The organism is Mycobacterium sp. 29Ha, assembly GCF_032883055.1.
Lineage (GTDB): Bacteria > Actinomycetota > Actinomycetes > Mycobacteriales > Mycobacteriaceae > Mycobacterium > Mycobacterium gallinarum.
The window spans coordinates 180,675-203,701 of sequence record NZ_JAMQTI010000004.1 but is presented as its reverse complement, the minus strand read 5'-3'; the positions used below and the strand labels follow the sequence as shown (position 1 = coordinate 203,701).

At 67.3% G+C, this 23,027-nt stretch carries 23 protein-coding genes; 9 read left to right on the top strand and 14 right to left on the bottom strand.

The features are described 5' to 3' along the window. Window positions 1-29: 29 nt before the first annotated feature. Together M1248_RS07250 and M1248_RS07245 are read right to left on the bottom strand one after the other, a co-directional pair. Entirely contained in the window at window positions 30-620 is a 591-nt protein-coding gene (locus tag M1248_RS07250) for a hypothetical protein (RefSeq protein ID WP_163731685.1), read from the bottom strand. 123 nt (window positions 621-743) lie between these two features. Continuing rightward, window positions 744-947, bottom strand: coding sequence for a cold-shock protein (locus M1248_RS07245; protein WP_006243848.1), 204 nt, complete (start codon window positions 945-947; stop codon window positions 744-746). Between the two features lie 272 nt (window positions 948-1,219). Here M1248_RS07245 and M1248_RS07240 point away from each other — a divergent pair, with 272 nt between their 5' ends. Further along, complete coding sequence (locus M1248_RS07240; RefSeq protein WP_317147927.1) at window positions 1,220-3,562, top strand: DEAD/DEAH box helicase; 2,343 nt, start codon at window positions 1,220-1,222, stop codon at window positions 3,560-3,562. A 306-nt stretch (window positions 3,563-3,868) separates the two neighbouring features. Next, window positions 3,869-4,852: a PAS domain-containing protein gene (locus M1248_RS07235; protein ID WP_317147926.1), complete on the top strand. Its 984-nt coding sequence runs from the start codon at window positions 3,869-3,871 to the stop codon at window positions 4,850-4,852. Here the strand turns inward: M1248_RS07235 and M1248_RS07230 are convergent. The 7 genes from M1248_RS07230 to ssd form a co-directional block, all read right to left on the bottom strand. Then, window positions 4,838-5,167, bottom strand: a complete 330-nt coding sequence (locus M1248_RS07230; protein ID WP_232076198.1) for an Rv3654c family TadE-like protein — start codon at window positions 5,165-5,167, stop codon at window positions 4,838-4,840. The genes M1248_RS07235 and M1248_RS07230 overlap by 15 nt on opposite strands. Window positions 5,168-5,183: 16 nt before the next feature. Continuing rightward, on the bottom strand, window positions 5,184-5,465 hold the full coding sequence (locus M1248_RS07225) for a TadE family type IV pilus minor pilin (RefSeq protein WP_232076637.1): 282 nt from the start codon (window positions 5,463-5,465) through the stop codon (window positions 5,184-5,186). Between the two features lie 41 nt (window positions 5,466-5,506). Then, complete coding sequence (locus M1248_RS07220) at window positions 5,507-5,674, bottom strand: DUF4244 domain-containing protein (protein ID WP_083126245.1); 168 nt, start codon at window positions 5,672-5,674, stop codon at window positions 5,507-5,509. A 65-nt stretch (window positions 5,675-5,739) separates the two neighbouring features. Further along, window positions 5,740-6,315: a type II secretion system F family protein gene (locus M1248_RS07215; protein ID WP_163731728.1), complete on the bottom strand. Its 576-nt coding sequence runs from the start codon at window positions 6,313-6,315 to the stop codon at window positions 5,740-5,742. Further along, window positions 6,312-7,106, bottom strand: a complete 795-nt coding sequence (locus M1248_RS07210; RefSeq protein WP_163731731.1) for a type II secretion system F family protein — start codon at window positions 7,104-7,106, stop codon at window positions 6,312-6,314. Before M1248_RS07210 ends, M1248_RS07215 begins: the two co-directional genes overlap by 4 nt. Next, entirely contained in the window at window positions 7,103-8,269 is a 1,167-nt protein-coding gene (locus M1248_RS07205; RefSeq protein ID WP_163731734.1) for a TadA family conjugal transfer-associated ATPase, read from the bottom strand. The genes M1248_RS07210 and M1248_RS07205 overlap by 4 nt, the downstream gene beginning before the upstream one ends. Further along, the gene (gene ssd, locus M1248_RS07200; protein WP_317147925.1) at window positions 8,266-9,339 is read right to left on the bottom strand and encodes a septum site-determining protein Ssd; all 1,074 of its coding nucleotides are present in this window, start codon (window positions 9,337-9,339) and stop codon (window positions 8,266-8,268) included. Before ssd ends, M1248_RS07205 begins: the two co-directional genes overlap by 4 nt. 519 nt (window positions 9,340-9,858) lie before the next feature. On the opposite strand from ssd, the gene M1248_RS07195 reads away from it, so the two are divergent. Beyond that, the gene (locus M1248_RS07195) at window positions 9,859-10,668 is read left to right on the top strand and encodes an HAD-IB family hydrolase (RefSeq protein ID WP_163737836.1); all 810 of its coding nucleotides are present in this window, start codon (window positions 9,859-9,861) and stop codon (window positions 10,666-10,668) included. A 406-nt stretch (window positions 10,669-11,074) separates the two neighbouring features. Here the strand turns inward: M1248_RS07195 and M1248_RS07190 are convergent, their stop codons facing one another. Then, window positions 11,075-11,857 carry an oxidoreductase gene (locus M1248_RS07190; RefSeq protein ID WP_163731740.1) on the bottom strand — a complete coding sequence of 261 codons (783 nt, stop codon included), beginning with the start codon at window positions 11,855-11,857 and terminating at the stop codon, window positions 11,075-11,077. Between the two features lie 126 nt (window positions 11,858-11,983). Here M1248_RS07190 and acs point away from each other — a divergent pair, with 126 nt between their 5' ends. From acs to adhP, 4 genes are all read left to right on the top strand, one after another. Continuing rightward, window positions 11,984-13,957: an acetate--CoA ligase gene (gene acs / locus M1248_RS07185; RefSeq protein ID WP_163731743.1), complete on the top strand. Its 1,974-nt coding sequence runs from the start codon at window positions 11,984-11,986 to the stop codon at window positions 13,955-13,957. Window positions 13,958-13,976: 19 nt separating this feature from the next. Next, on the top strand, window positions 13,977-15,263 hold the full coding sequence (locus M1248_RS07180) for a helix-turn-helix domain-containing protein (RefSeq protein WP_163731747.1): 1,287 nt from the start codon (window positions 13,977-13,979) through the stop codon (window positions 15,261-15,263). A gap of 116 nt (window positions 15,264-15,379) precedes the next feature. Next, complete coding sequence (gene adh / locus M1248_RS07175; RefSeq protein WP_317147924.1) at window positions 15,380-16,903, top strand: aldehyde dehydrogenase; 1,524 nt, start codon at window positions 15,380-15,382, stop codon at window positions 16,901-16,903. Between the two features lie 48 nt (window positions 16,904-16,951). Next, window positions 16,952-18,016, top strand: a complete 1,065-nt coding sequence (gene adhP, locus M1248_RS07170; protein ID WP_317147923.1) for an alcohol dehydrogenase AdhP — start codon at window positions 16,952-16,954, stop codon at window positions 18,014-18,016. A gap of 18 nt (window positions 18,017-18,034) precedes the next feature. Here the strand turns inward: adhP and M1248_RS07165 are convergent, their stop codons facing one another. Then, entirely contained in the window at window positions 18,035-18,715 is a 681-nt protein-coding gene (locus tag M1248_RS07165) for a S1 family peptidase (RefSeq protein ID WP_163731756.1), read from the bottom strand. A gap of 145 nt (window positions 18,716-18,860) precedes the next feature. On the opposite strand from M1248_RS07165, the gene M1248_RS07160 reads away from it, so the two are divergent. Both M1248_RS07160 and M1248_RS07155 read left to right on the top strand, forming a co-directional pair. After that, complete coding sequence (locus M1248_RS07160) at window positions 18,861-19,409, top strand: phage holin family protein (RefSeq protein WP_174262114.1); 549 nt, start codon at window positions 18,861-18,863, stop codon at window positions 19,407-19,409. Continuing rightward, window positions 19,409-20,359 carry an alpha/beta hydrolase gene (locus M1248_RS07155; protein WP_317147922.1) on the top strand — a complete coding sequence of 317 codons (951 nt, stop codon included), beginning with the start codon at window positions 19,409-19,411 and terminating at the stop codon, window positions 20,357-20,359. The genes M1248_RS07160 and M1248_RS07155 overlap by 1 nt, the downstream gene beginning before the upstream one ends. Here the strand turns inward: M1248_RS07155 and marP are convergent, their stop codons facing one another. From marP to M1248_RS07140, 3 genes are read right to left on the bottom strand one after another with little or no spacing between them, the layout of a single operon-like run. After that, window positions 20,360-21,547 carry an acid resistance serine protease MarP gene (gene marP, locus M1248_RS07150; RefSeq protein WP_163731765.1) on the bottom strand — a complete coding sequence of 396 codons (1,188 nt, stop codon included), beginning with the start codon at window positions 21,545-21,547 and terminating at the stop codon, window positions 20,360-20,362. After that, window positions 21,544-22,371: a CoA pyrophosphatase gene (locus M1248_RS07145; RefSeq protein ID WP_317147921.1), complete on the bottom strand. Its 828-nt coding sequence runs from the start codon at window positions 22,369-22,371 to the stop codon at window positions 21,544-21,546. The genes marP and M1248_RS07145 overlap by 4 nt, the downstream gene beginning before the upstream one ends. Next, window positions 22,368-23,015 carry a TlpA disulfide reductase family protein gene (locus M1248_RS07140; RefSeq protein WP_163731771.1) on the bottom strand — a complete coding sequence of 216 codons (648 nt, stop codon included), beginning with the start codon at window positions 23,013-23,015 and terminating at the stop codon, window positions 22,368-22,370. The genes M1248_RS07145 and M1248_RS07140 overlap by 4 nt, the downstream gene beginning before the upstream one ends. Window positions 23,016-23,027: the final 12 nt, after the last annotated feature.

Genomic DNA, 23,027 nt, shown 5'->3' with positions numbered 1-23,027 from the left:
ACGCAAACTGACCCCCCGGTTCCCCAGCGTCAGATCCTGGGCCACTGGGCGAACGCGTCGACGTTCCCAGGTGGTTCCCCCACATTCTCTACCAGGCGCGATAGTCGGCGGCGGCCGCTGATCCGCAGCGCTGGACGGGACCCTCTGGTTCCGATCAGAGTCGGGGCTATCCCGATTCGCATCATCGCCGACGCGAGTGGTGAATGTGTGTCAGGAGCGTGCGGGTCCAGACCGAGGAGATAGCGGTCGGCCTCTGGGGTGCCTGCCGCGAGCGTCCAGGCCCGCAATTCCCTCGGCCCGGGTAACCACTGCGGCGGCACGGTCTTGACGGCGCCACGTGTCCAATCCGCCGCAATACCGACCAGGCGAGCATCGACGGCGGTGCGCACCAGCGGATTGTTCTCGTCGGTGCGGGCGATCTCGGGCTCCAGGCCGGCCTCGATGATCATCTCGGCCAAGCCCTGGGCGCGCCACACCTGGTCCACCACGACCGACAGGCGCGCGCCCGCTTGTGAGCCCGTACCCACCAGCACCACCTGACCCGGTGCGGCGAGCATCCCGGTCAAGTCGGCCACGGCGGGCGGCACCGACTCGGCAGAGAAGAACGACAGCTGGCTCACGGTTCGACACTAAGCCAGGGACTGCCTCACCGGCGGGTCGCCGGGCCGGGCACCCACAAAACGAAAACACCCCCGCGGTGCTCGTTGACGGAGCCGTGCGGGGGGTTTCCTTAAGTGCGTCGGTTAGACGGCGCGAACGCCTGTGGCCTGCGGGCCCTTGGGGCTCTGGCCAACCTCGAACTCGACCTTCTGGTTCTCCTCAAGGGTGCGGAAGCCGCTTCCTTGAATTTCCGTGTAGTGGACGAACACGTCAGCAGAACCGTCCTCGGGGGCGATGAACCCGAAGCCCTTTTCCGCGTTGAACCACTTCACAGTTCCCTGTGGCATCTCTCGTACTTTCCTTCTCTTCTTACCGGGTGCGGTTCACCATTCCGGTGCCCCGGGCCCGTTCCGACCGCCATACCTTCGTGGAGTGCTCGGAACTCGACCCGACCTACAACCCTCGCAGGAACCGCGATCGCAACGTCGATCCTGCGAGCGAAATCCGAACACAGAAGCTGCGACCGCGATCAGTCAATCACGTTCTGGGCTGCGGCGACAGTGGAGAAGCGATTGATTGGGGAACAATTCACGTAAGGACCGTCTCAGGAGGGCATGTAATGGCAGATTTCGGCCGCGAGCTGCTCGCTTGCGCGGTCGACGGTGCCGTTGCTGGGGCCACTTCCGGCGGGCACAATCCGTTGCGTCATGTCGCCGATCTGCCCCCACGACAGGGCGATCACCACGGCTGGCCGCAGTGGGCCGACCCAGATGTGGTGCAGGCGTTCGTTGATCGCGGTGTCAAGGCGCCGTGGTCGCATCAGCTCACCGCTGCCGACCTCGCGCACACCGGCCGCCACGTCGTGCTCAGCACGGGGACGGCCTCGGGCAAGTCGGTGGCCTACCAACTACCGATATTGACGGCGCTGAAAAGCGATTCGCGCTCCCGAGTGCTGTATCTGTCGCCCACCAAGGCGCTCGGCCACGATCAGTTGCGCGCCGCGGTGGCGCTCACCGAGGCGATACCCGCGCTGCGCGATGTCGCCCCGAGCTCGTACGACGGCGACAGCCCAACCGATGTGCGACGCTTCGCGCGTGAACGGTCGCGGTGGATCTTCTCCAATCCCGACATGATCCACCTTTCGCTGCTGCGCAACCATGCGCGTTGGGCAGTCTTCCTGCGGAACCTGCGTTACGTCGTTGTCGACGAATGTCATTACTACCGTGGTGTTTTCGGCTCCAACGTAGCCATGGTGCTGCGACGACTACTGCGCTTGTGCACCCGCTATTCGGCGACCGGTTCGGGGCCAACGGTGATCTTCGCCAGCGCCACCACCGCCTCCCCCGCCATCACCGCGTCGGAGCTGATCGGCGAGACGGTCGCCGAGGTCACCCAGGACGGTTCTCCGCAGGGCGCGCGCACCGTCGCGCTCTGGGAACCGGCGCTGCTCGACGACCTCGTCGGTGAAAACGGTGCCCCGGTGCGACGTTCGGCAGGTGCGGACGCGGCCCAGGTGATGGGGAATCTGATTGCCGAGGGTGCCCGCACACTGACGTTCGTGCGCTCGCGGCGCGGCGCCGAACTCACCGCACTCGGTGCACGCGCACGGCTGGAAGAACTCGCACCAGACCTCGCCGACCGGGTGGCGTCATACCGGGCGGGCTATCTGGCCGAAGACCGTCGCGCGCTGGAGCGCGCACTCGCCGATGGCGAATTGCGGGGGTTGGCGACCACCAACGCCCTGGAACTCGGCGTCGACATCGCGGGCCTCGACGCCGTCGTGCTGGCCGGATTCCCCGGCACGGTGACGTCCTTCTGGCAGCAGGCCGGCCGCGCGGGCCGCCGGGGTCAGAGTGCCCTGATCGTGCTGATCGCCCGCGACGACCCACTCGACACGTATCTGGTTCATCATCCGGCGGCGCTTTTGGACAAGCCGATCGAGCGGGTGGTCATCGACCCGTCCAACCCGTATGTGCTTGGCCCGCAACTCCTCTGCGCCGCGACCGAACTGCCGCTGACCGAAGCGGAGGTGCGGATGTGGGACGCCGAGGCGGTCGCGGCCGCGCTCGTCGACGACGGCCTGCTGCGCAAGCGGCCCGCCGGCTACTTCGCCACACCCGGTGTCGATCCACACCCGGCCGTCGACATCCGCGGATCGTCGGGCGGCCAGATCGCGATACTGGAGGCCGGCACGGGCCGGATGCTGGGCAGTGCGGGAGCCGGCCAGGCGCCGGCGTCGGTCCATCCGGGGGCCGTCTACCTGCATCAGGGTGAGAGTTACGTCGTCGACTCGCTTGATTTCGAGGACGGCGTCGCGTTCGTCCACGCCGAGGATCCCGGTTACACCACGTTCGCGCGCGAACTGACCGACATCTCCGTCACCGGCGAGGGTGAGCGAAGGGCGTACGGGCCGGTCACGGTCGGGCTGGTCCCGGTGTCGGTGACGAACACCGTCATCGGGTATCTCCGTCGCCGGCTGACCGGTGAAGTCATCGACTTCGTGGAACTCGACATGCCCACGCGTACCCTGGAGACCATGGCGGTGATGTGCACCGTCACGCCTGAGGCGTTGCAGCGCAACGGGATCGAGGCGCTACGGGTGCCCGGCTCGCTGCACGCGGCCGAACACGCGGCGATCGGATTGCTGCCCTTGGTCGCCAGCTGCGATCGCGGCGACATCGGCGGGGTGTCGACCGCGATCGGCCCGGTCGATGGATTGCCGACGATATTCGTCTACGACGGCTACCCCGGCGGCGCGGGATTCGCCGACCGCGGTTTCGAGAAGATGGGTACCTGGTGGGCGGCGACTGCGGCGGCGATCGAGGCCTGCGAGTGCGCAACGGGGTGCCCGTCGTGCGTGCAATCACCGAAATGCGGAAACGGAAACGATCCACTCGACAAACTCGGGGCGATCACCGTGCTGCGGCTGGTACTGGCCGAACTCGGGGGCGGGGGCCGGTGATGCCGCCACAGGGGCGACCGACCCCTCGAACAGTCGCCCCCGCGGTAATGCGGATGGAGCACCTTACGCGTGGAAACGCTGGCATTTCATTTGCGGAGAACAGTCGGACAACGCGATCCGTTCCCTAGTCCGGATAGACCGGGTGCAATCGCAAATTACCTTGTCGGAGCGGGTGTTGCAACTCAATTTGCGGAAATTGGCACCCCGAAAGCCAACGAATTTCCGTGCACAACTGTCACGTTGCCACGGATTTCGTAGGCGGCTGCTGGCTGCTGAGGATCTGGCGCTCGGCCCTAAACTGCCCTAATGAACCACGACTGGCTGCTCGTGGAAACTCTGGGCAGCGAACCCGCCGTGGTTGCCCAGGGTCGCCGGACCAAGAACCTGGTCCCGGTCAGCGCGTTCCTGAGGCGCAATCCGCATTTGATGGCGATCCAGACCGCTATCGGTGAGACCGTGCGGGCGCGACAGGGCTTGAGCAGCATCACGCCCAAAAACGACCGTGTAATCCGCACCGAGGTCGTCCAAATGACCGACGGGCGCATCCACGGGGTGCACGTATGGATCGGCCCGCCCGACATGGAACCGCCCACGCGCCCGGTCCCCGGCCCGCTGGTCTGGGACCTCACCAGCGGCACCGCGACCGACACCACGGAGTCCCTGCACAACAGCGGATGGGCGCCGGATAGCCAGGTGCTGCACGGCAGGGCGTTCGCCGAAGACCTGCCCAAGCGTGACCTCAATCCAAGTGAGGCGAAGGTCCTCTCGATGACGATCACGCGTGAACCGGGCCAGACGATCTGCAACTCCTGGGACGTCACGGACTACCGCGGCGAACCGATCACCATCGGCTTCGTCGCGCGTGTGCTCGCCGAGGAGGAGGACGACGGGAGCACCCGGCTGATCCTCCGGGCGATGAACTGGCGCGGCGAACGCGACAGCGACGCGGCTTCACCCGACCATTTGGCACAGCGCATCCTCAAGGGGCTGGCGCAGCCCGGCGCTCACCGTGCGCTCGTCGACCTGACGAACTGGACGCTGCTGAAGTGGCTCGACGATCCCGCGCCGTTCTTCAACTGGCGGGCGAGCCTGTCGGGTGATCACCTCGTACATCCTGACGACCGCGCCCAGATCGCAAGAATGACAGAGGAATTCGCCAAAGGAAGCACGTCGGCCACACTGCGACTGGCGGCCAACGACGGCGGGTGGACGGCTGTGCACGTGACGATCAACCGTGTCGAGCTCGAGGACGACGTCTTCGCCGGACTGGCGACGCTACGTCAGGCTTGAGTCGACCGGCCCCGCCCGCGCGACCGCACGTGCGGTGCCTACGCCGAACCGGCCCAGCACGGCACCCACTTCGACGGCGACCACGACGTCGAGACCGCTGACAGTGCAGTCCGCGACCGACGAGCCCATCGCCTCGGCCACTGCGGCCGCACGTGCGCACGCCGTCGCGGCGCCGTCTACCAGTCCACCCGCGGCCGCCAGCGCGGCGAGATCGGCCGCGGCCTGTGCACGATGGCGCGCAACGACGGCCGACCCGAGATACACGCAGGCGACGGTGATCGCCAGGAGCACCGCCATCATCGCGACGGCGACCAACGTGACCGACCCCGACTCAGCGCTGACCAGGTTCCACCGCGGCGACGGCGCGGCCCGCGACGATGATCCCCGGCAGGAGAACCGATTGCGCCGAGACGGTCGCGACGACCTGGGCGCCGTCACGACGAAGGTGCACCGAAGCGCCCTCGGGCGCGATGGCTCGGGCGGCATTCGAGCCGTCGTCACCACGCGCTGCCAGGCGTGCTGCCTCTCGGGCCGCATCGACGCACCGGACGTGCATCGACACCGCGGTGAGGCCCGCTGTGCACAGCAGCAGCACCGCGACCAGGCCCGCGATGCCAAGCGCCGCTTCGACCGTGGCACCGCCGACCTCACCGCCTAGACGTTGGTGTTCAGCGCGCGGTTGATGATATTGGTCAACGCGCTGACGATCGAGTCTCCGGTCACGACGGTGTACAGAATCGCGCCGAATGCCGCCGCCGCGATGGTGCCGATCGCGTACTCGACCGTGGACATGCCGCTTTCGTCCACGATCATCACGGTCATTCGCGCCTGCACCGAACGAGCCCATTTGCGTATCAATTGATGTCCTCCCCATCACTCGAAACCCCTTACAACACACCGGAACGCAACACATCCCCTGCCAACCCCGCCACGACGGGCACGATGCCCAGACACAAGAACGCCGGCAGATAGCACAATCCCAGCGGCCCCGCGATGAGCACCGACGCTCGTTCGGCCGCAGCGCGGGCGGCATCGGCGGCATCGTCGCGCGACTGCGAGGCCAATTCGGCGACGCCTTGGGCCAACGCGGTGCCCGAGGCGGCTGACCGACGGGCGAGGCGCACGAACGCGTCGGTCTGACTGTCGGTGTCCGCAGGATCCGACCACGCCGTCGCAGAATCGGCCCCGAGCGCGAGCAGGTCTGCAGCACGATTCAGGATTTGGCCCAGAGGCCGTGGCGCGGACGGTGCGGTCGCCGCTGCGGCAGCCGACACCGCCATTCCCGAACGCAGACACGCGGCCAGCACCTCCAGAGCCGACGCCGTGGCCAGCGGATCGTCATCGGAAGCGGTGGCGCGGCGCTGTGGCCTCTCTGCCCCCAGACCTCGCACCTGGATGCGAGTCCGCGAGCTGTCCCCGCCGAGCAGTATCGCGACGGCCAATAGCACTGCAGCGTAGATCATTTCACCACCGCACCGGTGATCCGGTCGCACCACAGCAGACCGGCGCAGGCGAGCAGCACTCCCAAAACCAACAGCCATTCGCCGAATCCCCCCGCGAGGAGGAAGCTCAGCGGGTCGGCTCCGATCAGCTGTCCGAGTGCGATGCCGACGGCGGGCAGGCCGGCCAGCACGGCGGCCGTGGTCCGCGCTCCCGCCATACCGGCGTCGACGCGGGAGGAGAACCGTTGCCGCTCAACCAGATCCCGCTGCGCGGTCTGCATGAGCGTGCCGATCGCCAGGCCGTGCGCCTGAGCCAGCTGCCAATACACCGCGAGCCGCTCCCAGTGCGCGGGCAGCGACGACCGCCGCGCCACGCTGAGCATGCCCGCGAAGACATCGGCGCCCAAGCGTGCGCGCGCAGCGATCGTCCGCAGCGCTGACGCGACGACGCCCTCGGTGTCATCGGCGGCAACGGTGAAGGCGGCGACGGGGTGGGCGCCGACCCGCAATTCTCCGACGAGGACGTCCAGCGCACCCCTGAGCGCGGCGGCTTCGGCATCGCGGGTCCGGCGCCGCCGCCGGTTCCGCCGCCGCATCTCGACGGTCCCGCCCGCAATGGCCGCGGCGACGACGGCTCCGGTCGACGTGGCCGCACCCAATGCGAGTGTCAGCGCGACACCGCAGGGAACGAGAAGCCACGTTGCCAATCTCGGTTTCTGCGCGCCGGCGGGTAAGCGCGAACGGAGTCGGTGCCGCGCTGGTCCCGGCGCCGTCAGCAGCGCGAGCGCCAGCGCCAGTGCCGCACCGCTCATGCCTGCCGCCGCTCGTGCACAAGCGTTCGCAGCCGCTCGGCGCCACGGTCGAAGCCGATGCCCGTGCGCCAGGCGGTCACTGCACGGACGCGGCCGTCGCCGGCGGGGCTGAGCACCGCGATCTCGCTGAGCCGGCGTCGCCCGTTGCGATCGCGGCTGACGTGGACGAGTACCTGCACGGCCGCCGCGAGCTGACTGTGGAGCGCACCCCGGTCCAGTCCGCCGACCGCGGCAAGCGCTTCGAGTCGCGCGGGCACCTCGGCCGGTCTGTTGGCGTGTACGGTCCCCGCTCCACCGTCGTGACCGGTGTTGAGGGCGGCGAGCAGATCGACCACCTCGGCGCCGCGAACCTCGCCGACGACGATCCGGTCAGGTCTCATCCGCAGGGCCTGCTTGACCAGGTCGCGCACGGTCACTTCACCGACGCCTTCGACGTTGGCCGGTCGCGCGACGAGTTTCACCACATGCGGATGCGCCGGCTCCAGTTCGGCGGCGTCCTCGACGCAGACGACGCGCTCGTGCGCGGGAACCGCGCCGAGGATGGCGGCCAGCATCGTGGTCTTGCCTGCACCCGTGCCCCCGGACACCAGCAGAGCAAGGCGTGCCGCGATCACCTCGTTCAACAGCGCCGCGGCCGACGGCTCGATGGCTCCTGTCCGCGTCAGGGCGGCGAGGTCCTGCGTGGCGGGTCGCAACACCCGCAGGGACAGACACGTGCCCGCGGGGGCGATCGGCGACAGGACCGCGTGCAGACGCACGGTGCACTGCCCGCTGCCCAGTCCGGTCAGCTGGCCGTCCACCCAGGGTTGCGCCTCGTCGAGCCGACGTCCGGCCGACAACGCCAGCCGTTGGGCCAACCGCCGCACGGCATCGTCGTCGGCGAATCGAATCGACGTGCGCCGCAGGCCGTCACCATCGTCGACCCACACCGCGTCGGGCGCGGTGACCAGAACATCGGTGGTCCCCTCTGCACGCAGCAGCGGGTCGAGCACACCGGCCCCGGTGAGTTCGGTCTGCAATACGCGCAGGCCGCTGAGCACCTCGGCGTCCCCGAGCAAGCCACCGGACTCCGCTCGGATGGCGGCTGCGACCGCAGTCGGCCGCAGGGGTCCGGACTCCGCGGCCAGCCGCTCGCGGACGCGCTCAACCAGCGAGGCGCTCATGCCGCGCTCACCACCGGATGCTGGTGCAGTACCGCCATCACCCGGCGCGCGGCACTGGCGAGCGGAGAGCGGCGGCGCAACCGAAGACCACCGTGTTCCAGCGTCTCGGCAATACCGGCTTGCGGTCGCATCGCGGCAAGGAGTGGAAGGCCGACGATCTCGGCCACGTCGGAGGATCGCAGCCCGCCCGGTGCGGGCCCCCGCACGACCAGGCCAGCGTTGGGGTTCACCGTGGAAACCCAGCGTGCGACGCGTTCGGCTGCGGCGCAGGACCGCACATCGGCCGGGGCGAGGACGATGACGAGATCCGCGGATTCGAGTGCGGTCTCGGCCGCCGCGGTCGATCGCCTCGGCACGTCGCAGATCACCGTCGCGCCGCCCCGGCTGCCCGCATCGACGACGGCACCGAGGGGCGCGGCGTCGACGTCGCCGCCTCCGCGACCGCCCGAGAGCACACAAACGCCGCGTTGCCGTGGCAGCGCATCGCGTAGCGATGCGTAGTTCAGCCGTCCCCCCTGCAGCGTCAGATCCGGCCAGCGCAGCCCGGCGTCCGCCTCGATCCCCAGCAGGAGGTCGATGCCGCCGCTCCACGGATCGGTGTCGATGAGCAGCGCGTCGGTCACCTGAGCCGCCGTCTGCGCCAGCGCAGCCGCGAACACCGATGCGCCCGCTCCACCCCGTCCCGCGATGACTGCGACCACCGCGCCGCGCGCGACGTCGGCCACTGAGGCTTCGGCGGCTTCGGACAGCTCGGCCATCAGCTCGCCGTCCTGGACGGGCAAGGCCACGACGCGCTGCGCGCCGACTGCGATGGCGGCCTGGAAGTCGGCGGGGCTGGGCTCCGACCGCGTGATCAGGATGACGCAGCCTCGCCTCGGTAACAGCCGCTGCGCGCAGCGGTGGGCTGCCCCGCGGTCGAGCAGGACGGCCACCGCGCCCGTCCAGACCTTGCGACCGGATGGTTCGCTGGCGTGAACGACTTCGACACCGGCCGCGGCGGCGATGCGATCAACATCGTCGCGAAGCTCAGCGTCGCCCGTCAGAGCGAGAATCCCGGCGGTGGTTCCCATGAGCCCACCATGCGGGCTGTCGCTAACGCCGCGCCACCGTCAACCCGGACTCTGTGGATGAACCGCAAATTGGGGACCACCGGCAAAAATTGACGGCGAAAACGATATTCCGCAACCACGGGCCGTCGGTTCATCTGTCCGAAAGACGAACGTTGCGACAATGAGGATGTTGCCCGCACACGGAGCGAGTTGGCGACGGAGAGAAGACACCCCAGAAAAAGGGACGACCCCCGCCAGGGGGGGAGGAGGCGGAGGTCGTCGTGTATCAGCCCCGGGGGGTCGGGCTGATGCACACCCGGCATAAGCCGAGTAATAATCACTATACACACGGCCACATGGATGGGCGCAAGTGTCGCGCCTGATTAAAAAGCATGGGCGTAGCAGGAAAAATGCAGTCACCGGCACCTGTCGGAGACTGTCATTTCATAGACTTCTTTCCTCCGGCGCAGTGCACGGCCCTATGCTGGATCCGTGGCCGCATCCCGCCCCAGCTTTGAAGGCCCAAATGAGGCGCAAACGATGCACCCGGCTAACGAACCGGTCCGGACCGCCGCCTTCTTCGATCTTGACAAAACGGTCATCGCGAAGTCGAGCACACTAGCGTTCAGCAAACCTTTCTTCGATCAGGGGCTAATCAATCGGCGGACGGTTTTGAAGTCCGCGTACGCCCAGTTTCTCTTCCTGATGTCGGGCGCCGACCACGATCAGATGGACCGGATGCGCTCCTATCTGACCAACATGTGCACCGGGTGGGACGTCGAGCAGGTGAAGTCGATCGTCGGTGAGACACTGCACGAGATCGTCAACCCACTGGTGTTCGCCGAGGCTGCCGAACTCATCGCCGACCACAAGCTGTGCGGTCGTGATGTGGTGGTCGTTTCTGCCTCTGGCGAGGAAATTGTCGCCCCGATCGCCCGCGCGCTCGGGGCCACCCATGCGATGGCGACCCGCATGGTCGTCGAGGACGGCAAGTACACCGGCGACATCGCCTTCTACTGCTTCGGCGAAGGCAAGGTGCAGGCGATCCGCGAGCTAGCGGCCCGCGAGGGATACGCGCTCGAACATTGCTACGCCTACTCCGACTCGGTCACCGATGTGCCGATGCTCGAAACGGTCGGCCACCCCACCGTGGTAAACCCGGACCGCACATTGCGCAAAGAAGCATCGGCGCGTGGCTGGCCGGTGCTGACGTTCTCCAAGCCGGTGTCGCTTCGGGACCGCATCCCAGCACCATCGGGAGCGGCCATGGCAACCACCGCTGCGGTCGGTGTCAGCGCGCTGGCGGCCGGCGCGCTGACGTACTCGTTGTTGCGCCGTTTCGCCTTCTGATCCGGCTCGTCGGCTGCTTCCTGCGTTTTTCGCGGGCACTGCGCGTAACGATCCGGCGACGCGGCCATTTGCCCCTTGATGTGACCGCGGTCACGGAGTACAAAGGAATCACGGAAGCTTGGTGAGGCCAAGGCCGAGTCGGAAGAGAAGGCTCGGATCTCCCGAACCAGGCTACCCAGCACGGATCCCGGCACCCACGCGGAGCACATGCCGCGGAATAGGCAAAAGTGTTGCGGGCCTGCGTAATTGCGATAGCGGACGGTTTCGACGGCCCCTTGGGTGGGGTTGCAGCCGGAGCGCATCGACAAGACGCCGAGGCCACCCACGCAACCGACCAAAGCACGCATGGTAACCGGAGTCCGTGCTAGCGGGCGGCGAGCCGAATCAGTTCGGAACGTCGCCCGCTTTACTTTGCTGGAGGGCCCTCGCCGACGCTGCCCTGCGCGATCGCCAACGCCTCCCGCGCACCGGCATGCAGCGCACGACAACTCATCAGCAGCCAGGCGGTGAGGCCGTCGGGGGTCCCGGACGCGAACCCGCGCGCGGCAGCGCGATAGTCGCCCGACTGGCGCATCCAGTACACCTCGGGCACACCCAGCCCGTGCGGGTCCAGCCCAGTCGAGATCGTCACCAACCGCGAAACGGCCCGCGCCACCACTCCGTCTGCGCTGCCGAACGGGGCCAGCGTCAGCAGTTCACCGTGCGCGACGGCCGCAAGCACCGGCGCGGGCACCCCCCGGCCTCGCGTGGGTCCAGGGATCCCGCCGGTCACGATGGCGGCCAACAGCTCCAGACGACGGCCGACGTCGGTGTCCGAACGCGGGCGACCCAGGTGGTCGTCGTCGGCGATATCGGCGGCCGCCAGTGCATGCAGCCTCGCGATGGCCTGCATCGGGGCGCGCTGCCACACCCCGATCAGGGACGTCGCTCCGCCCTCCAGCGATTCGGATACGCGCAGGGCGCCGGCGAGGATCGGGTCTGGGCCCTCCTCCGACAACTGCAGTGCGCCGCCGTCCAGAACCGACGACGCCCGCGCCGCCCGCAGCCCCGCCTCTGCTGCGTTCGCCGGCCATCCGCGAAGGTTGGCACGGTGCCGGTGCGCTCGCCCCAGAGCGTCGCTGGCTTCGGCACACGCTTCAGCCACGCCTGGCAGCTCTGCCAGGGGAGCCAATGGGTCGGCGGTGGTCACGGCAGCACACGCTAGCCGACCGTTGGGCCCGTCTGTCGCGACGTTCGGCGCTCGCGACGCACCGCCTGCGGAGCGAGCTGTGACTTGCAGACCTGATCATCGGCCTGGGTGACTACGCTCACAGACATGACAGGCACCTCGACGAAGCACACCGACGTTCCGTCTTCCTACGCCCCCTCGGACGAATTCGCCGCACAAGCCAACGCGACCGAGGAGATGTATCGCGAAGCCGAAGCCGACCGTCTCGCGTTCTGGGCCAAACAGGCCGAGCGGCTGGCGTGGGAGACCCCGTTCGATGAGGTACTGGACTGGTCGGAGGCGCCGTTCGCGAAGTGGTTCGTCGGCGGCAAGCTCAACGTCGCCTACAACTGCGTAGACCGCCACGTCGAGGCGGGCAACGGCGACCGGGTGGCGATCCACTGGCAGGGCGAACCAGCCGATGACACCCGCACGATCACGTACGCGCAGTTGCAGTCCGACGTGTGCAAGGCCGCCAATGCGCTCACCGAACTGGGCCTCGTCTCAGGCGACCGAGTCGCCATCTACATGCCCATGCTTCCGGAGGCCATCGTCTCCATGCTGGCGTGCGCGCGACTTGGCGTCATGCACTCCGTCGTCTTCGCCGGCTTCTCGTCGACCGCGCTCGCGGCCCGCATCGAAGACGCCGAGGCCAAGCTCGTCATCACCAGCGACGGGCAATTCCGGCGCGGTCAGGCGGTGTCGCTGAAGGAGTCCGTCGACGAGGCATGCAAGGGTCAGGAGTCCGTCGAGCACGTGCTTGTGGTGCGCCGCACCGGAATCGACGCGCCGTGGACCGAGGGCCGCGACGTCTGGTGGCACGACACCGTCGAGTCGGCATCACCGGAGCACACTCCCGAGGCATTCGATTCCGAACACCCGCTGTTCCTGCTCTACACCTCGGGAACCACCGGCAAGCCCAAGGGCATCATGCACACGACGGGCGGCTATCTGACTCAAACCTCGTACACACACCACTACGTCTTCGACATCAAGCCCGAGACGGATGTGTACTGGTGCACCGCCGACATCGGCTGGGTCACCGGCCACAGCTACATCGTTTATGGTCCCTTGTCGAACGGCGCAACGCAGGTGGTCTACGAGGGCACACCGAACTCGCCGGACGAACACCGGCACTTCGAAATCATCGAGAAGTACGGCGTCACCATCTATTACACGGCGCCCACGCTGGTCCGCATGTTCATGAAGTGGGGTCGCGAATTCCCGGATGCCCACGACCTGTCGAGTCTTCGGTTGCTGGGATCGGTTGGTGAGCCGATCAACCCGGAGGCATGGCGGTGGTATCGGGATGCGTTCGGCGGCAACAAGACTCCGATCGTCGACACCTGGTGGCAGACCGAGACCGGCGCGATCATGATCTCGCCGCTGCCCGGCATCACCGAAACCAAGCCCGGCTCTGCGATGAAGCCGCTGCCCGGCATCTCGGCGATCATCGTCGACGAGGAGGGACGCGAGTTGGTGCCGGGGGCCGACGAGGCCGAGCACGTCACGGGTTACCTCGTGTTGGACAAGCCGTGGCCGGCGATGCTGCGCGGCATCTGGGGCGACCCGGACAGGTACAAGGAGACGTACTGGTCCCGCTACGGAAAGCAGGGCTGGTACTTCGCGGGCGACGGCGCGCGGGTCGACTCCGACGGTTCGATATGGCTGCTGGGCCGCATCGATGACGTGATGAACGTTTCGGGACACCGGATTTCGACCACCGAGGTGGAGTCGGCACTGGTCGGCCACTCCGGGGTGGCCGAGGCGGCCGTGGTCGGTGCCAACGACGAAACAACCGGTCAGGGCATCTGCGCGTTCGTCATCCTCGAGTCGCACGCCAAGCACCGCGACGACGATGACATGGTCCACGAACTTCGTGAGCATGTGGCCAAGGACATCGGCAAGATTGCGAGGCCTCGGGAGATCCACGTCGTACCCGAGCTGCCCAAGACCCGAAGCGGGAAGATCATGCGCCGACTGCTGCGCGATGTCGCCGAAGGACGTGAGCTCGGCGACACCTCGACTCTGGTGGATCCCAACGTGTTCGAGGCGATCCGGGCCAGTAAGGCCGAGACCTAGTCAGTGCACGAGGAGGGCGATGGACACAACCGGATCCGCAGTCCCCGCTGCACTGCGCCGGGCGCATGAGTTGTTCGTCGCAGGTCAGGTCGACGCGTCCTACCTTGCCGCCGCGGCCATTCGACGCGTGGTGGTCGAGAGCTGGCAGCGCAGCATCGCCACCGGTGTGGACCCTGACCTGAGCGGTTCACCAGCGGCGGCAGCGTTGTGCCGCAACGAGACCACCCTCGCCAAGATGCGTGCAGGCCACCCGTTGGCGGCGACGTTACCCATAATCCGTCGGTTGCTCGTCAGCGACGCCGCCGATTCCGGTGTGGTCGTGGCGGTCTCGGCGGCGGATGGCACTCTGCTGTGGGTCGAGGGTGACAGTGCGGCATGCCGCCGGGCCGAATCGATGAACTTCGTTCCCGGTGCCGATTGGAGTGAACGCGGTGCGGGGACCAATGCCCCTGGGACGGCGCTGGCGCTGGACCGCGAAATCCAGATCCGCGAATCTGAGCACTTCTCCCGAATCGTCCAACCCTGGAACTGCACAGCGGTCCCCGTCCATGATCCGGCGACCGGGGCCCTCATCGGCGCCGTGGACCTGACCGGCGACGGCCAGGTCGCCTCGCCCCAGGCGCTGGGGCTGGTTCGCGCAACGGTGGCGGCGGTCGAAAGCCAGTTGGCGCTGATGCATCTGACGGCCTCGAAGACGACGCCCACAACGGCACAGCCACGACTGGCCGTTCTGGGCGGCAATCGTCCGCGCTGGATCGCGCCCGACGACGACGGCCGAGTTCAATCGTTCTCGTTGACCGGCCGGCACGCCGACATCCTTGTTCTGCTGACCCGCCACCCCGAGGGGCTCAGCGCCGACCACCTTGCATTGCTGCTCGACGAGAAGGATCTCGACGTTGTCACCGTGCGCGCGGAAATGTCGCGACTGCGCCGTGTGATCGGTCCACACCACCTGGATTCGCGTCCCTACCGACTGACCGGGTTGGTCAGCAGTGACCTCAGTGAGGTGTTCGACGCACTCGCCGCCGACGATGTCGAGGACGCGCTCCGCTGCTATGCCGGTCCGCTTCTGCCGCAATCGGTGTCACCGGCGATCGCGCGCGTTCGCACCGAACTTTCCATGAGTGTTCGCGGCGCGGTGCTGGCGGCTGGACGGCCCGCACTACTTCGCCGCTGGCTGGAGACGCCGGAAGGCCGCGATGACCGGGACGGATGGCAGATGCTTCACGATGTCGCTGGAACGGGACCAGCGGCGCGTGCACGGGCCAGCGGGCACCTTGCCGGCCTTGATCTCGAACTGGGTTAGTCGCCGCCGCCCAACCGTTGCGAAAGCTTGCAACCGTGGTGCAACCCTTTCTTTCCTACCTTCAGTGACGTGCGCCACAGCTGGTGTCGGCGACACCGGACAGGGAAGGAAGATCCATGACCGTCTATTCAAGACCGGGCAACACGGACGCCGTGATGTCATTCGAGTCGCGGTACGACAACTTCATCGGCGGGCAGTGGGTGCCGCCCGTTGCCGGCCGATATTTCGAGAACCGGTCCCCCATCACGGGAGAAGTGTTCTGCGAGGTCGCCCGCTCAGACGAATCCGACATAGACAAGGCGCTCGACGCCGCCCACGCCGCCGCACCCGGTTGGGGCAAGACCTCGGCGACTGAACGCGCCATCATTCTCAACCGGATCGCCGACCGCATCGAGGAGAACCTCGAATCGATCGCTGTCGCCGAATCGTGGGACAACGGCAAGCCGGTCCGCGAGACCCTGAACGCCGACGTGCCGTTGGCGGTCGATCACTTCCGGTACTACGCGGGCGCGATCCGCGCACAAGAAGGCTCGCTGTCCGAGATCGACGCAGACACCGTGGCCTATCACTTCCATGAACCGCTCGGCGTCGTCGGCCAGATCATCCCGTGGAACTTCCCGATCCTGATGGCGGTGTGGAAGCTGGCTCCCGCGCTGGCGGCGGGAAATACGGTGGTACTCAAGCCTGCCGAGCAGACCCCGGCGTCGATCCTCTACCTGATGTCGTTGATCGGCGACCTGCTACCCGCCGGCGTGGTCAACGTCGTCAACGGCTTCGGCGTCGAGGCGGGTAAGCCGCTCGCATCCAGCAACCGCATCGCCAAGATCGCGTTCACCGGCGAGACCACCACCGGCCGGCTGATCATGCAGTACGCATCGCAGAACCTGATCCCGGTGACGTTGGAGTTGGGCGGCAAGAGCCCGAACATTTTCTTCGCCGATGTCCTCGCGGCCAACGACGACTACCAGGACAAGGCGTTGGAAGGGTTCACGATGTTCGCCCTCAACCAGGGCGAGGTGTGCACCTGCCCGTCGCGCAGCCTGATTCAGGCCGACATCTACGAGGACTTCCTCGCGATGGCGGCCATTCGCACAAAGGCCGTCCGGCAGGGCGATCCACTGGACACCGAGACGATGATCGGCGCACAGGCATCCAACGATCAGCTCGAGAAGATCCTGTCCTACATCGAGATCGGCAAAAGCGAAGGCGCGCATGTCCTTACGGGGGGCGAACGCGCTGACCTCGGCGGTGACCTCAACGGCGGCTACTACGTGCAGCCGACGATCTTCGAGGGCAACAACAAGATGCGAATCTTCCAGGAAGAGATCTTCGGACCCGTCGTCGCGGTCACGTCGTTCAAGGACTACGACGACGCGATCGGCATCGCCAACGACACCCTCTACGGACTCGGCGCGGGCGTGTGGTCGCGCGACGGGAACACCGCGTATCGGGCCGGGCGCGATATCAAGGCCGGCCGGGTGTGGACCAACTGCTACCACCAGTACCCCGCACATGCGGCCTTCGGCGGCTACAAGCAGTCCGGCATCGGCCGGGAAAACCACCTGATGATGCTCGACCACTACCAGCAGACGAAGAACCTGCTCGTGTCCTACAGCGACAAGTCTCTCGGATTCTTCTGATACCCGACTAATCATCGATCAACCCGCCAACCAACAAGGAGTACGAACATGACACAGACACTCGACAACAACGTCGCCGGCAGCACCTCGGTCGCCACGATGCGCGCCGCGGTGGTTACAGAATTCGGTGCGCCACTGGACATCACAGATGTGGAACTACCCGTGCCCGGATACGGCGAAGCCCTCGTCAAGCTGGAGACATCAGGCGTTTGCCACACCGATTTGCATGCGGCGCACGGTGACTGGCCGGTGAAACCGGCTCCTCCTTTCGTTCCCGGGCACGAGGGATACGGCACCGTAGTGGCCCTCGGCGAGGGAGTTCAGGATCTCGCTGTCGGCGACAAGGTCGGCAATGCGTGGCTGTGGTCGGCGTGCGGCAGCTGCGAATTCTGCCGCACCGGCTGGGAGACGCTGTGCGAGGGCCAACGTAACGGCGGCTATTCAGTCGACGGCAGCTTCGGCACGTACATGGTGGTGAACGCCGCCTACGCGGCGCGCATCCCCGAGGGCGCGGATCCGCTCGAGGTTGCTCCGATCCTGTGCGCCGGTGTGACCGTGTACAAGGGGCTCAAGGTCACCGACACCCGACCCGGTCAGTGGGTCGCGATCTCGGGCATCGGCGGTCTCGGTCATATCGCGGTGCAGTATGCCCGAGCGATGGGGCTACGCGTGGTGGCCGTGGACATCGACGACGCGAAGCTGGCACTTGCCGAACGACTCGGCGCCGAGGTCACCGTGAACGCCCAGACCCAGGATGCGATTGCCGAAGTGCTGAAGGCGACGGGCGGCGTGCATGGTGTGCTCGTCACCGCGGTGCATCCACAGGCGTTCGGGCAGGCGATCGGCCTAGCGCGGCGCGGCGGCACCATCGTCTTCAACGGCCTTCCGCCAGGCGACTTTCCAGCACCCATCTTCGACATCGTCCTCAAGGGACTCACCATTCGCGGCTCGATCGTCGGCACCCGCCAGGACATGGCCGAGGCGCTCGACTTCTACGCCCGCGGGCTCATTCACCCCACCGTCACGAGCGCGGGCCTCGACGACGTCAACGAGGTGTTCGAGCGGATGGAGCGTGGCCAGATCGACGGTCGCGTCGTCATCGACTACCGGTAGGCGAGGAGCGAGACCTAGTCAGGCGGCCGGCGCTGCACCGACGGGAACGAATCCGGAGCCGGGCCGATTCTTCGCGACAATGTCGGCCAACTGCGTGTTGAACGACATGTTCACCGCGGGCGTGTGCAGTGGGATGTATTTGATGATGCACGTCGGAAGCTCTTCGGAGAACGCGCCGTGGATCATGCCCACCAGCCGGTTGTTGACGGTCACCGGTGCGCCGGAGTCGCCCGGCTGCCCGCACACCTGGTTGATGAAGGTACCCGGCTCGTCGCCCGGGCCCCAGGTGATGCCGCACGAGTACCCGGTGGTGCGGCCGAGCTTGCAGGCGATGTCGCCGACGACGGGGTCGGGGCCGAGGCCGTCGATCTGGAATCCGTCGATGTTGTTGACCGGACGCACCTTCTGCGGGTCGAACTGGATGACCGCGTAGTCGAGAAGATCGTTGCCCGCCACCATCGTGCCGAGCACGCCGGCATCCTCGTGGCCCTCCGCGGCGACCTGCGCGCCCGGACCACCGCAGTGCGCGGAGGTGAATCCGATAAGGCTGCCCCGGTTGTCGTTACCGATGGCAGTGAGCGTGCAGAACGTCTCGCCGTTGACCACCAGACCCGAGCCACCGCCCAGCGTGACGGGATCCTGGGCGTGCGCGATCGCGGCGGTCGGCACGAATAACGCGATCAGGGTGGCGACAACCATGGGGATCCGCAGGCAGCGGCCGCTGCTCCTCAACTGAAGAACCTCCTCGACTCGCCCGACCTGCGATCCCGTTCGTCGTCCAAGTCTAACGTCGGCCGGAATCGTTTGACCGCGCGCCGCATGGCAACATGAACCGCAGACCGACATGAATGCGGGAGGAATTGTCGTGAGCGATCGCAGGAATGGCGTGCCGACCACCGTGACCTCTATACCACTGGTCGACCCGCACGCTCCCAAGCCCGACCCGTCGATCGGCGACCTCGTCAAAGACGCCACCGCGCAGGTGTCCACGCTGGTACGCGCCGAGGTGGAACTCGCCAAGGCCGAGATCACCCGTGACGTCAAGAAGGGCCTGACCGGCAGCGTCTTCTTCGTCCTCGCGCTCGTGGTGCTTTTCTACTCCACCTTCTTTTTCTTCTTCTTCGCCGCCGAGCTGCTCGACACCTGGCTGTGGCGATGGGCGGCATTCCTGATCGTGTTTGGAGTCATGGTCCTGGTCACCGCGATCTTCGCGCTCCTCGGCTATCTCAAGGTCCGCCGCATCAGGGGACCGCAGAAGACGATCGAGTCGGTCAGGGAATTGCCCGACGCACTGACACCGGGCCATGACAGGACCGGCGCCGTGGCGATCGAGTCGAACGGCGACGGGAAGTCCGGCAAGCCGGCGTCGACCTCTGACCCGTCAGGCTGGTAATGCCACCCGATCCGTCGGTCGTTCGGATCGACGGTCCCTGGAACCATCTCCAGGTGCACGCCAATGGAATTCGCTTCCATGTGGTGGAGGCGCACTCCCAGGACTCATCGTCCATACCTGTCACGGAGCGCCCGCTGGTCATCCTGCTGCATGGGTTCGGCTCGTTCTGGTGGTCATGGCGTCACCAACTCCGCGGGTTGACGGGTGCGCGGGTGGTGGCCGTCGACCTGCGCGGCTACGGCGGCAGTGACAAACCGCCACGCGGTTACGACGGCTGGACGCTGGCCGGCGACACCGCCGGGCTGGTTCGCGCACTCGGCCACAAGGCCGCAACACTGGTCGGTCATGCCGACGGCGGCCTGGTCTGCTGGGCGACCGCGGTGCTGCATCCGCGCATGGTCCGGTCGATCGCCGTTGTCAGTTCGCCACATCCGGTGGCACTGCGCGCGTCGGCGCTGACGCGACGGGACCAGGGGCGGGCGCTGCTGCCGTGGATGCTGCGCTACCAGATTCCGGCATGGCCAGAGCACTCGTTGACCCGCCACAACGGTGCGGAACTCGAGCGGCTGGTCCGCAGCCGCGCAGGCGAGAAATGGCTTGCCTCCGAGGACTTCTCCGAGACGATCTCGCACATGCGGTGCGCGATCCAGATTCCCTCGGCCGCTCATTCGGCGTTGGAATACCAGCGCTGGGCGGTGCGGAGCCAGTTCCGCGGTGAAGGGCGGCGGTTCATGCGGTCGATGCGGCGGCCCATCAACGTACCGGTGCTGCACCTGCGCGGCGACGCCGACTCGTACGTCCTCGCCGACCCGGTGTATCGAACCCAGCGCTACGCACCGCATGGCCGCTACGTATCGATCGGCGGCGCAGGGCATTTCGCTCACGAGGAGGCGCCGGAAGCAGTCAACGATCAGCTGTCGCGCTACGTGGCGCAGGTGTACGGCGCCTGACTAGGTGACGCAGGATCCCGTGGCGACGCGCTGGCTGTTGTTGATCTTGTCGAACTGACGCCCGACCTCTTCGGCGGTCAGCACGAAGCCGGTGTCGGCGTCGTCGACTGCCGCACCGAAGACCACACCGAGCACCTTGCCGGTCCGGTCGATCATCGGTCCACCCGAATTACCTTGTCGCACACTGCCTCTGATGGTGTACACCTGACGCGTGACGGTGGTGTTGCGGTAGATGTCGGGACCGTTGAGCTCGATGGTCTCGCGGATACGGGCAGGCGTCGCGACGAAGTCGCCACCACCCGGATAACCCATCACGACGGCGTCCGTCCCGGTGGCCGCCTCACCCTGGATGAATTCCAGCGGTGTGGCGGTCAGGTCGGGAACGTCGAGGATCGAGATGTCGGCCTGCGGATCGTACGAGACGACGTACGCGTCGTATGTCCGCCCGTCGACCTCGACGGTGGCACTTTCCGCACCGGCGACGACGTGCGCGTTGGACATCACCCGATTCGGAGCGACGACGAATCCGGTGCCCTCGAGCACCTTCTGGCATCCGGGCGCGACACCGCGGATCTTGACCACGCTGGGCCGCGTCGCCGCAACGACGGGGTCGCCCGCAAGCGCGGCGTCAGGAGCGTCGACGGCGACGATCGGCGTGCGCCCGAACGGCTGCAACACGTCGGGCAGACCGGAGGTGTCCAGCAGCGCCGACAGCCGCGTCGGCACGGACCTCAGCCAGCTCGGCGCGACGTCGTCCACTTCCTTGAGCACCACCGAGCCCCGCACGGCGGCGGCCAGGTTCGGCTGGTCGGAGGTTTGCAGCGGGTAGGTGAGCATCCACGCGGCCACCAGCACGGCGACGATTTGCAGCGCCACCCCGATGGTGGAGTCCAGCGTCCGCACCCCCGGGTTGCGAATGGCGCCCCGCACGGCCCGGCCGAGCACCACGCCCGCGATCTCACCGACGACCACCAGTGCGAGGATCAGGAACAGCGTCACGAAAAGCTTGGTGCGAGGACCCTCGAGGTTGGCGACGACGTGCGGGGCCAGCAGGACACCGGCCACCGCGCCGAGCACCACGCCCACGAAGGACAGCAACGATCCGAGCGCGCCGGAACGCCACCCCGAGACGGCGGCGATGAACGCCACCGCGAGGACAGCGAGGTCGAGCCACTGCGACGATGTCATGGTTGCGCCTTACCGTAGCGGGTGTCGATCCCCAAGTCGCTCCGCGACTGCCCGCCGGCGGCGTCTCCTACTTGCGCCATTGCGTCCTCTAGTTCGCGGATGTCGTCGGTGTTCCACGGCCGCGCCCAGCCAGCGACGTCCAGCATCGCCGAGACCACCTGCCCGGTGAATCCCCAGACGAGCATCTCGTTCAGCAGGAAAGCCGGGCCGGCGGAGCGGCGCGTGTTCTCCTTGCGGTAGACCATGATTCGGTTCTCGGGATTGACGAATGCCCGGACCGGGACCCGCGCCACGACCGCCGTTTCGGACTCGTCGATCACCGCCACCGGCCCCGGATCGGGCGAGTAGGCGAGCACCGGCACGACGTGAAAGCCCGACGGCGGGATGAACATCCGCTCGAGGGTGGCCAGCGGCTGCAATCGGGCCTGGTCGATGCCGGTCTCCTCGGTAGCCTCGCGCAGCGCGGTGAACACCGGTCCGGTGTCGCCGGGATCGGCGGCCCCACCTGGGAATGCGGCTTGTCCGGCGTGGTGACGCAGGGTCGACGCACGCACGGTCACCAGCAGTTCGGCATCGTCGGGAAGGCCGCCGGACTGAGAATCGGGCGGACCGGAGAACAGCACCAGCACCGCGGCGTCACGCCGCGCCCCGGTGACCGCGGCCTTGGTGTTCGCGGCGGTGATCATCGCCAGCACCTCGGGAGGCACCCGCCGGCGGTAGGCGTGCTTGATGTCTTTGGCGTTGTCGACCAGCGGTTTGAGCCACGATGGGGCCGCTCCAGCGTTGAGGGGAACGAGTTCGCTCCCGTCGCTGGCCCAACTCACCCCGGCTCTCCTAACTGTGGATCGATGGCGGCCGCAATTTCGTCGGCATCGGCGAAGGACCGCGGCAGGATTTCGGCAACGCTACCGTCCGCACGCAGCACAACCGTCGCGGGCATGACGTTCGGCACCTTCAGCGCGGCCGCGATCCGCCTGCGGCCGTCCTGCAGCGTCGGCAGGTGTACGCCCAGCTCAGCCAGTCGCAGCAGGGCCGCTGTCTCGTTCTCGTCCTGATGCACCGTCAGCACCGTCACCTCCGAACCGACCCGACGCTGGTACTCCGCCATCGCGGGCAGTTCTTGGGCGCACGGCGCGCACCAGTAGGCCCATAGGTTGAGCACGACCGTGCGGCCCGCGACCGCCTTGGCGACGTCGACGCTGGACCCGTCACCGGCGCATTCCAGGATGATGCCGCGCAACGCCTCCGGTCCTTCCCCGGCGCCCGGCGTCGGGCATGGCATCAGGTCGGCGCTGGCGCGTGGTTCGGCCAGCGCCTCCGCGGTGTCGGCGTCGCGCCGGTCGCGGGAGGCGCCCGGACCCGTCGAGCCCGGCTGGGATTCGTCGCCGCCGAGCTGGGTCCACAGCGCGGCACCGAGGGCGACCACCACGACCATCACGGCCACGGTCCAGCGGGTCGAGGTGTTCATTCGATGCGTGGG

What these genes read in the sequence shown, in the direction of transcription:
- marP (WP_163731765.1), bottom strand. Translation starts at nt 21,547, where the DNA reads ATGACATCGTCGCAGTGGCTCGACCTCGCTGTCCTCGCGGTGGCGTTC.
- M1248_RS07165 (WP_163731756.1), bottom strand. Translation starts at nt 18,715, where the DNA reads ATGGTTGTCGCCACCCTGATCGCGTTATTCGTGCCGACCGCCGCGATC.
- M1248_RS07235 (WP_317147926.1), top strand. Translation starts at nt 3,869, where the DNA reads ATGAACCACGACTGGCTGCTCGTGGAAACTCTGGGCAGCGAACCCGCC.
- M1248_RS07210 (WP_163731731.1), bottom strand. Translation starts at nt 7,106, where the DNA reads ATGAGCGGTGCGGCACTGGCGCTGGCGCTCGCGCTGCTGACGGCGCCG.
- adhP (WP_317147923.1), top strand. Translation starts at nt 16,952, where the DNA reads ATGACACAGACACTCGACAACAACGTCGCCGGCAGCACCTCGGTCGCC.
- M1248_RS07140 (WP_163731771.1), bottom strand. Translation starts at nt 23,015, where the DNA reads ATGAACACCTCGACCCGCTGGACCGTGGCCGTGATGGTCGTGGTGGTC.
- M1248_RS07240 (WP_317147927.1), top strand. Translation starts at nt 1,220, where the DNA reads ATGGCAGATTTCGGCCGCGAGCTGCTCGCTTGCGCGGTCGACGGTGCC.
- M1248_RS07245 (WP_006243848.1), bottom strand. Translation starts at nt 947, where the DNA reads ATGCCACAGGGAACTGTGAAGTGGTTCAACGCGGAAAAGGGCTTCGGG.
- ssd (WP_317147925.1), bottom strand. Translation starts at nt 9,339, where the DNA reads ATGGGAACCACCGCCGGGATTCTCGCTCTGACGGGCGACGCTGAGCTT.
- M1248_RS07205 (WP_163731734.1), bottom strand. Translation starts at nt 8,269, where the DNA reads ATGAGCGCCTCGCTGGTTGAGCGCGTCCGCGAGCGGCTGGCCGCGGAG.
- M1248_RS07180 (WP_163731747.1), top strand. Translation starts at nt 13,977, where the DNA reads ATGGACACAACCGGATCCGCAGTCCCCGCTGCACTGCGCCGGGCGCAT.
- adh (WP_317147924.1), top strand. Translation starts at nt 15,380, where the DNA reads ATGACCGTCTATTCAAGACCGGGCAACACGGACGCCGTGATGTCATTC.
- M1248_RS07160 (WP_174262114.1), top strand. Translation starts at nt 18,861, where the DNA reads ATGAATGCGGGAGGAATTGTCGTGAGCGATCGCAGGAATGGCGTGCCG.
- acs (WP_163731743.1), top strand. Translation starts at nt 11,984, where the DNA reads ATGACAGGCACCTCGACGAAGCACACCGACGTTCCGTCTTCCTACGCC.
- M1248_RS07155 (WP_317147922.1), top strand. Translation starts at nt 19,409, where the DNA reads ATGCCACCCGATCCGTCGGTCGTTCGGATCGACGGTCCCTGGAACCAT.
- M1248_RS07215 (WP_163731728.1), bottom strand. Translation starts at nt 6,315, where the DNA reads ATGATCTACGCTGCAGTGCTATTGGCCGTCGCGATACTGCTCGGCGGG.
- M1248_RS07195 (WP_163737836.1), top strand. Translation starts at nt 9,859, where the DNA reads ATGCACCCGGCTAACGAACCGGTCCGGACCGCCGCCTTCTTCGATCTT.
- M1248_RS07220 (WP_083126245.1), bottom strand. Translation starts at nt 5,674, where the DNA reads ATGACCGTGATGATCGTGGACGAAAGCGGCATGTCCACGGTCGAGTAC.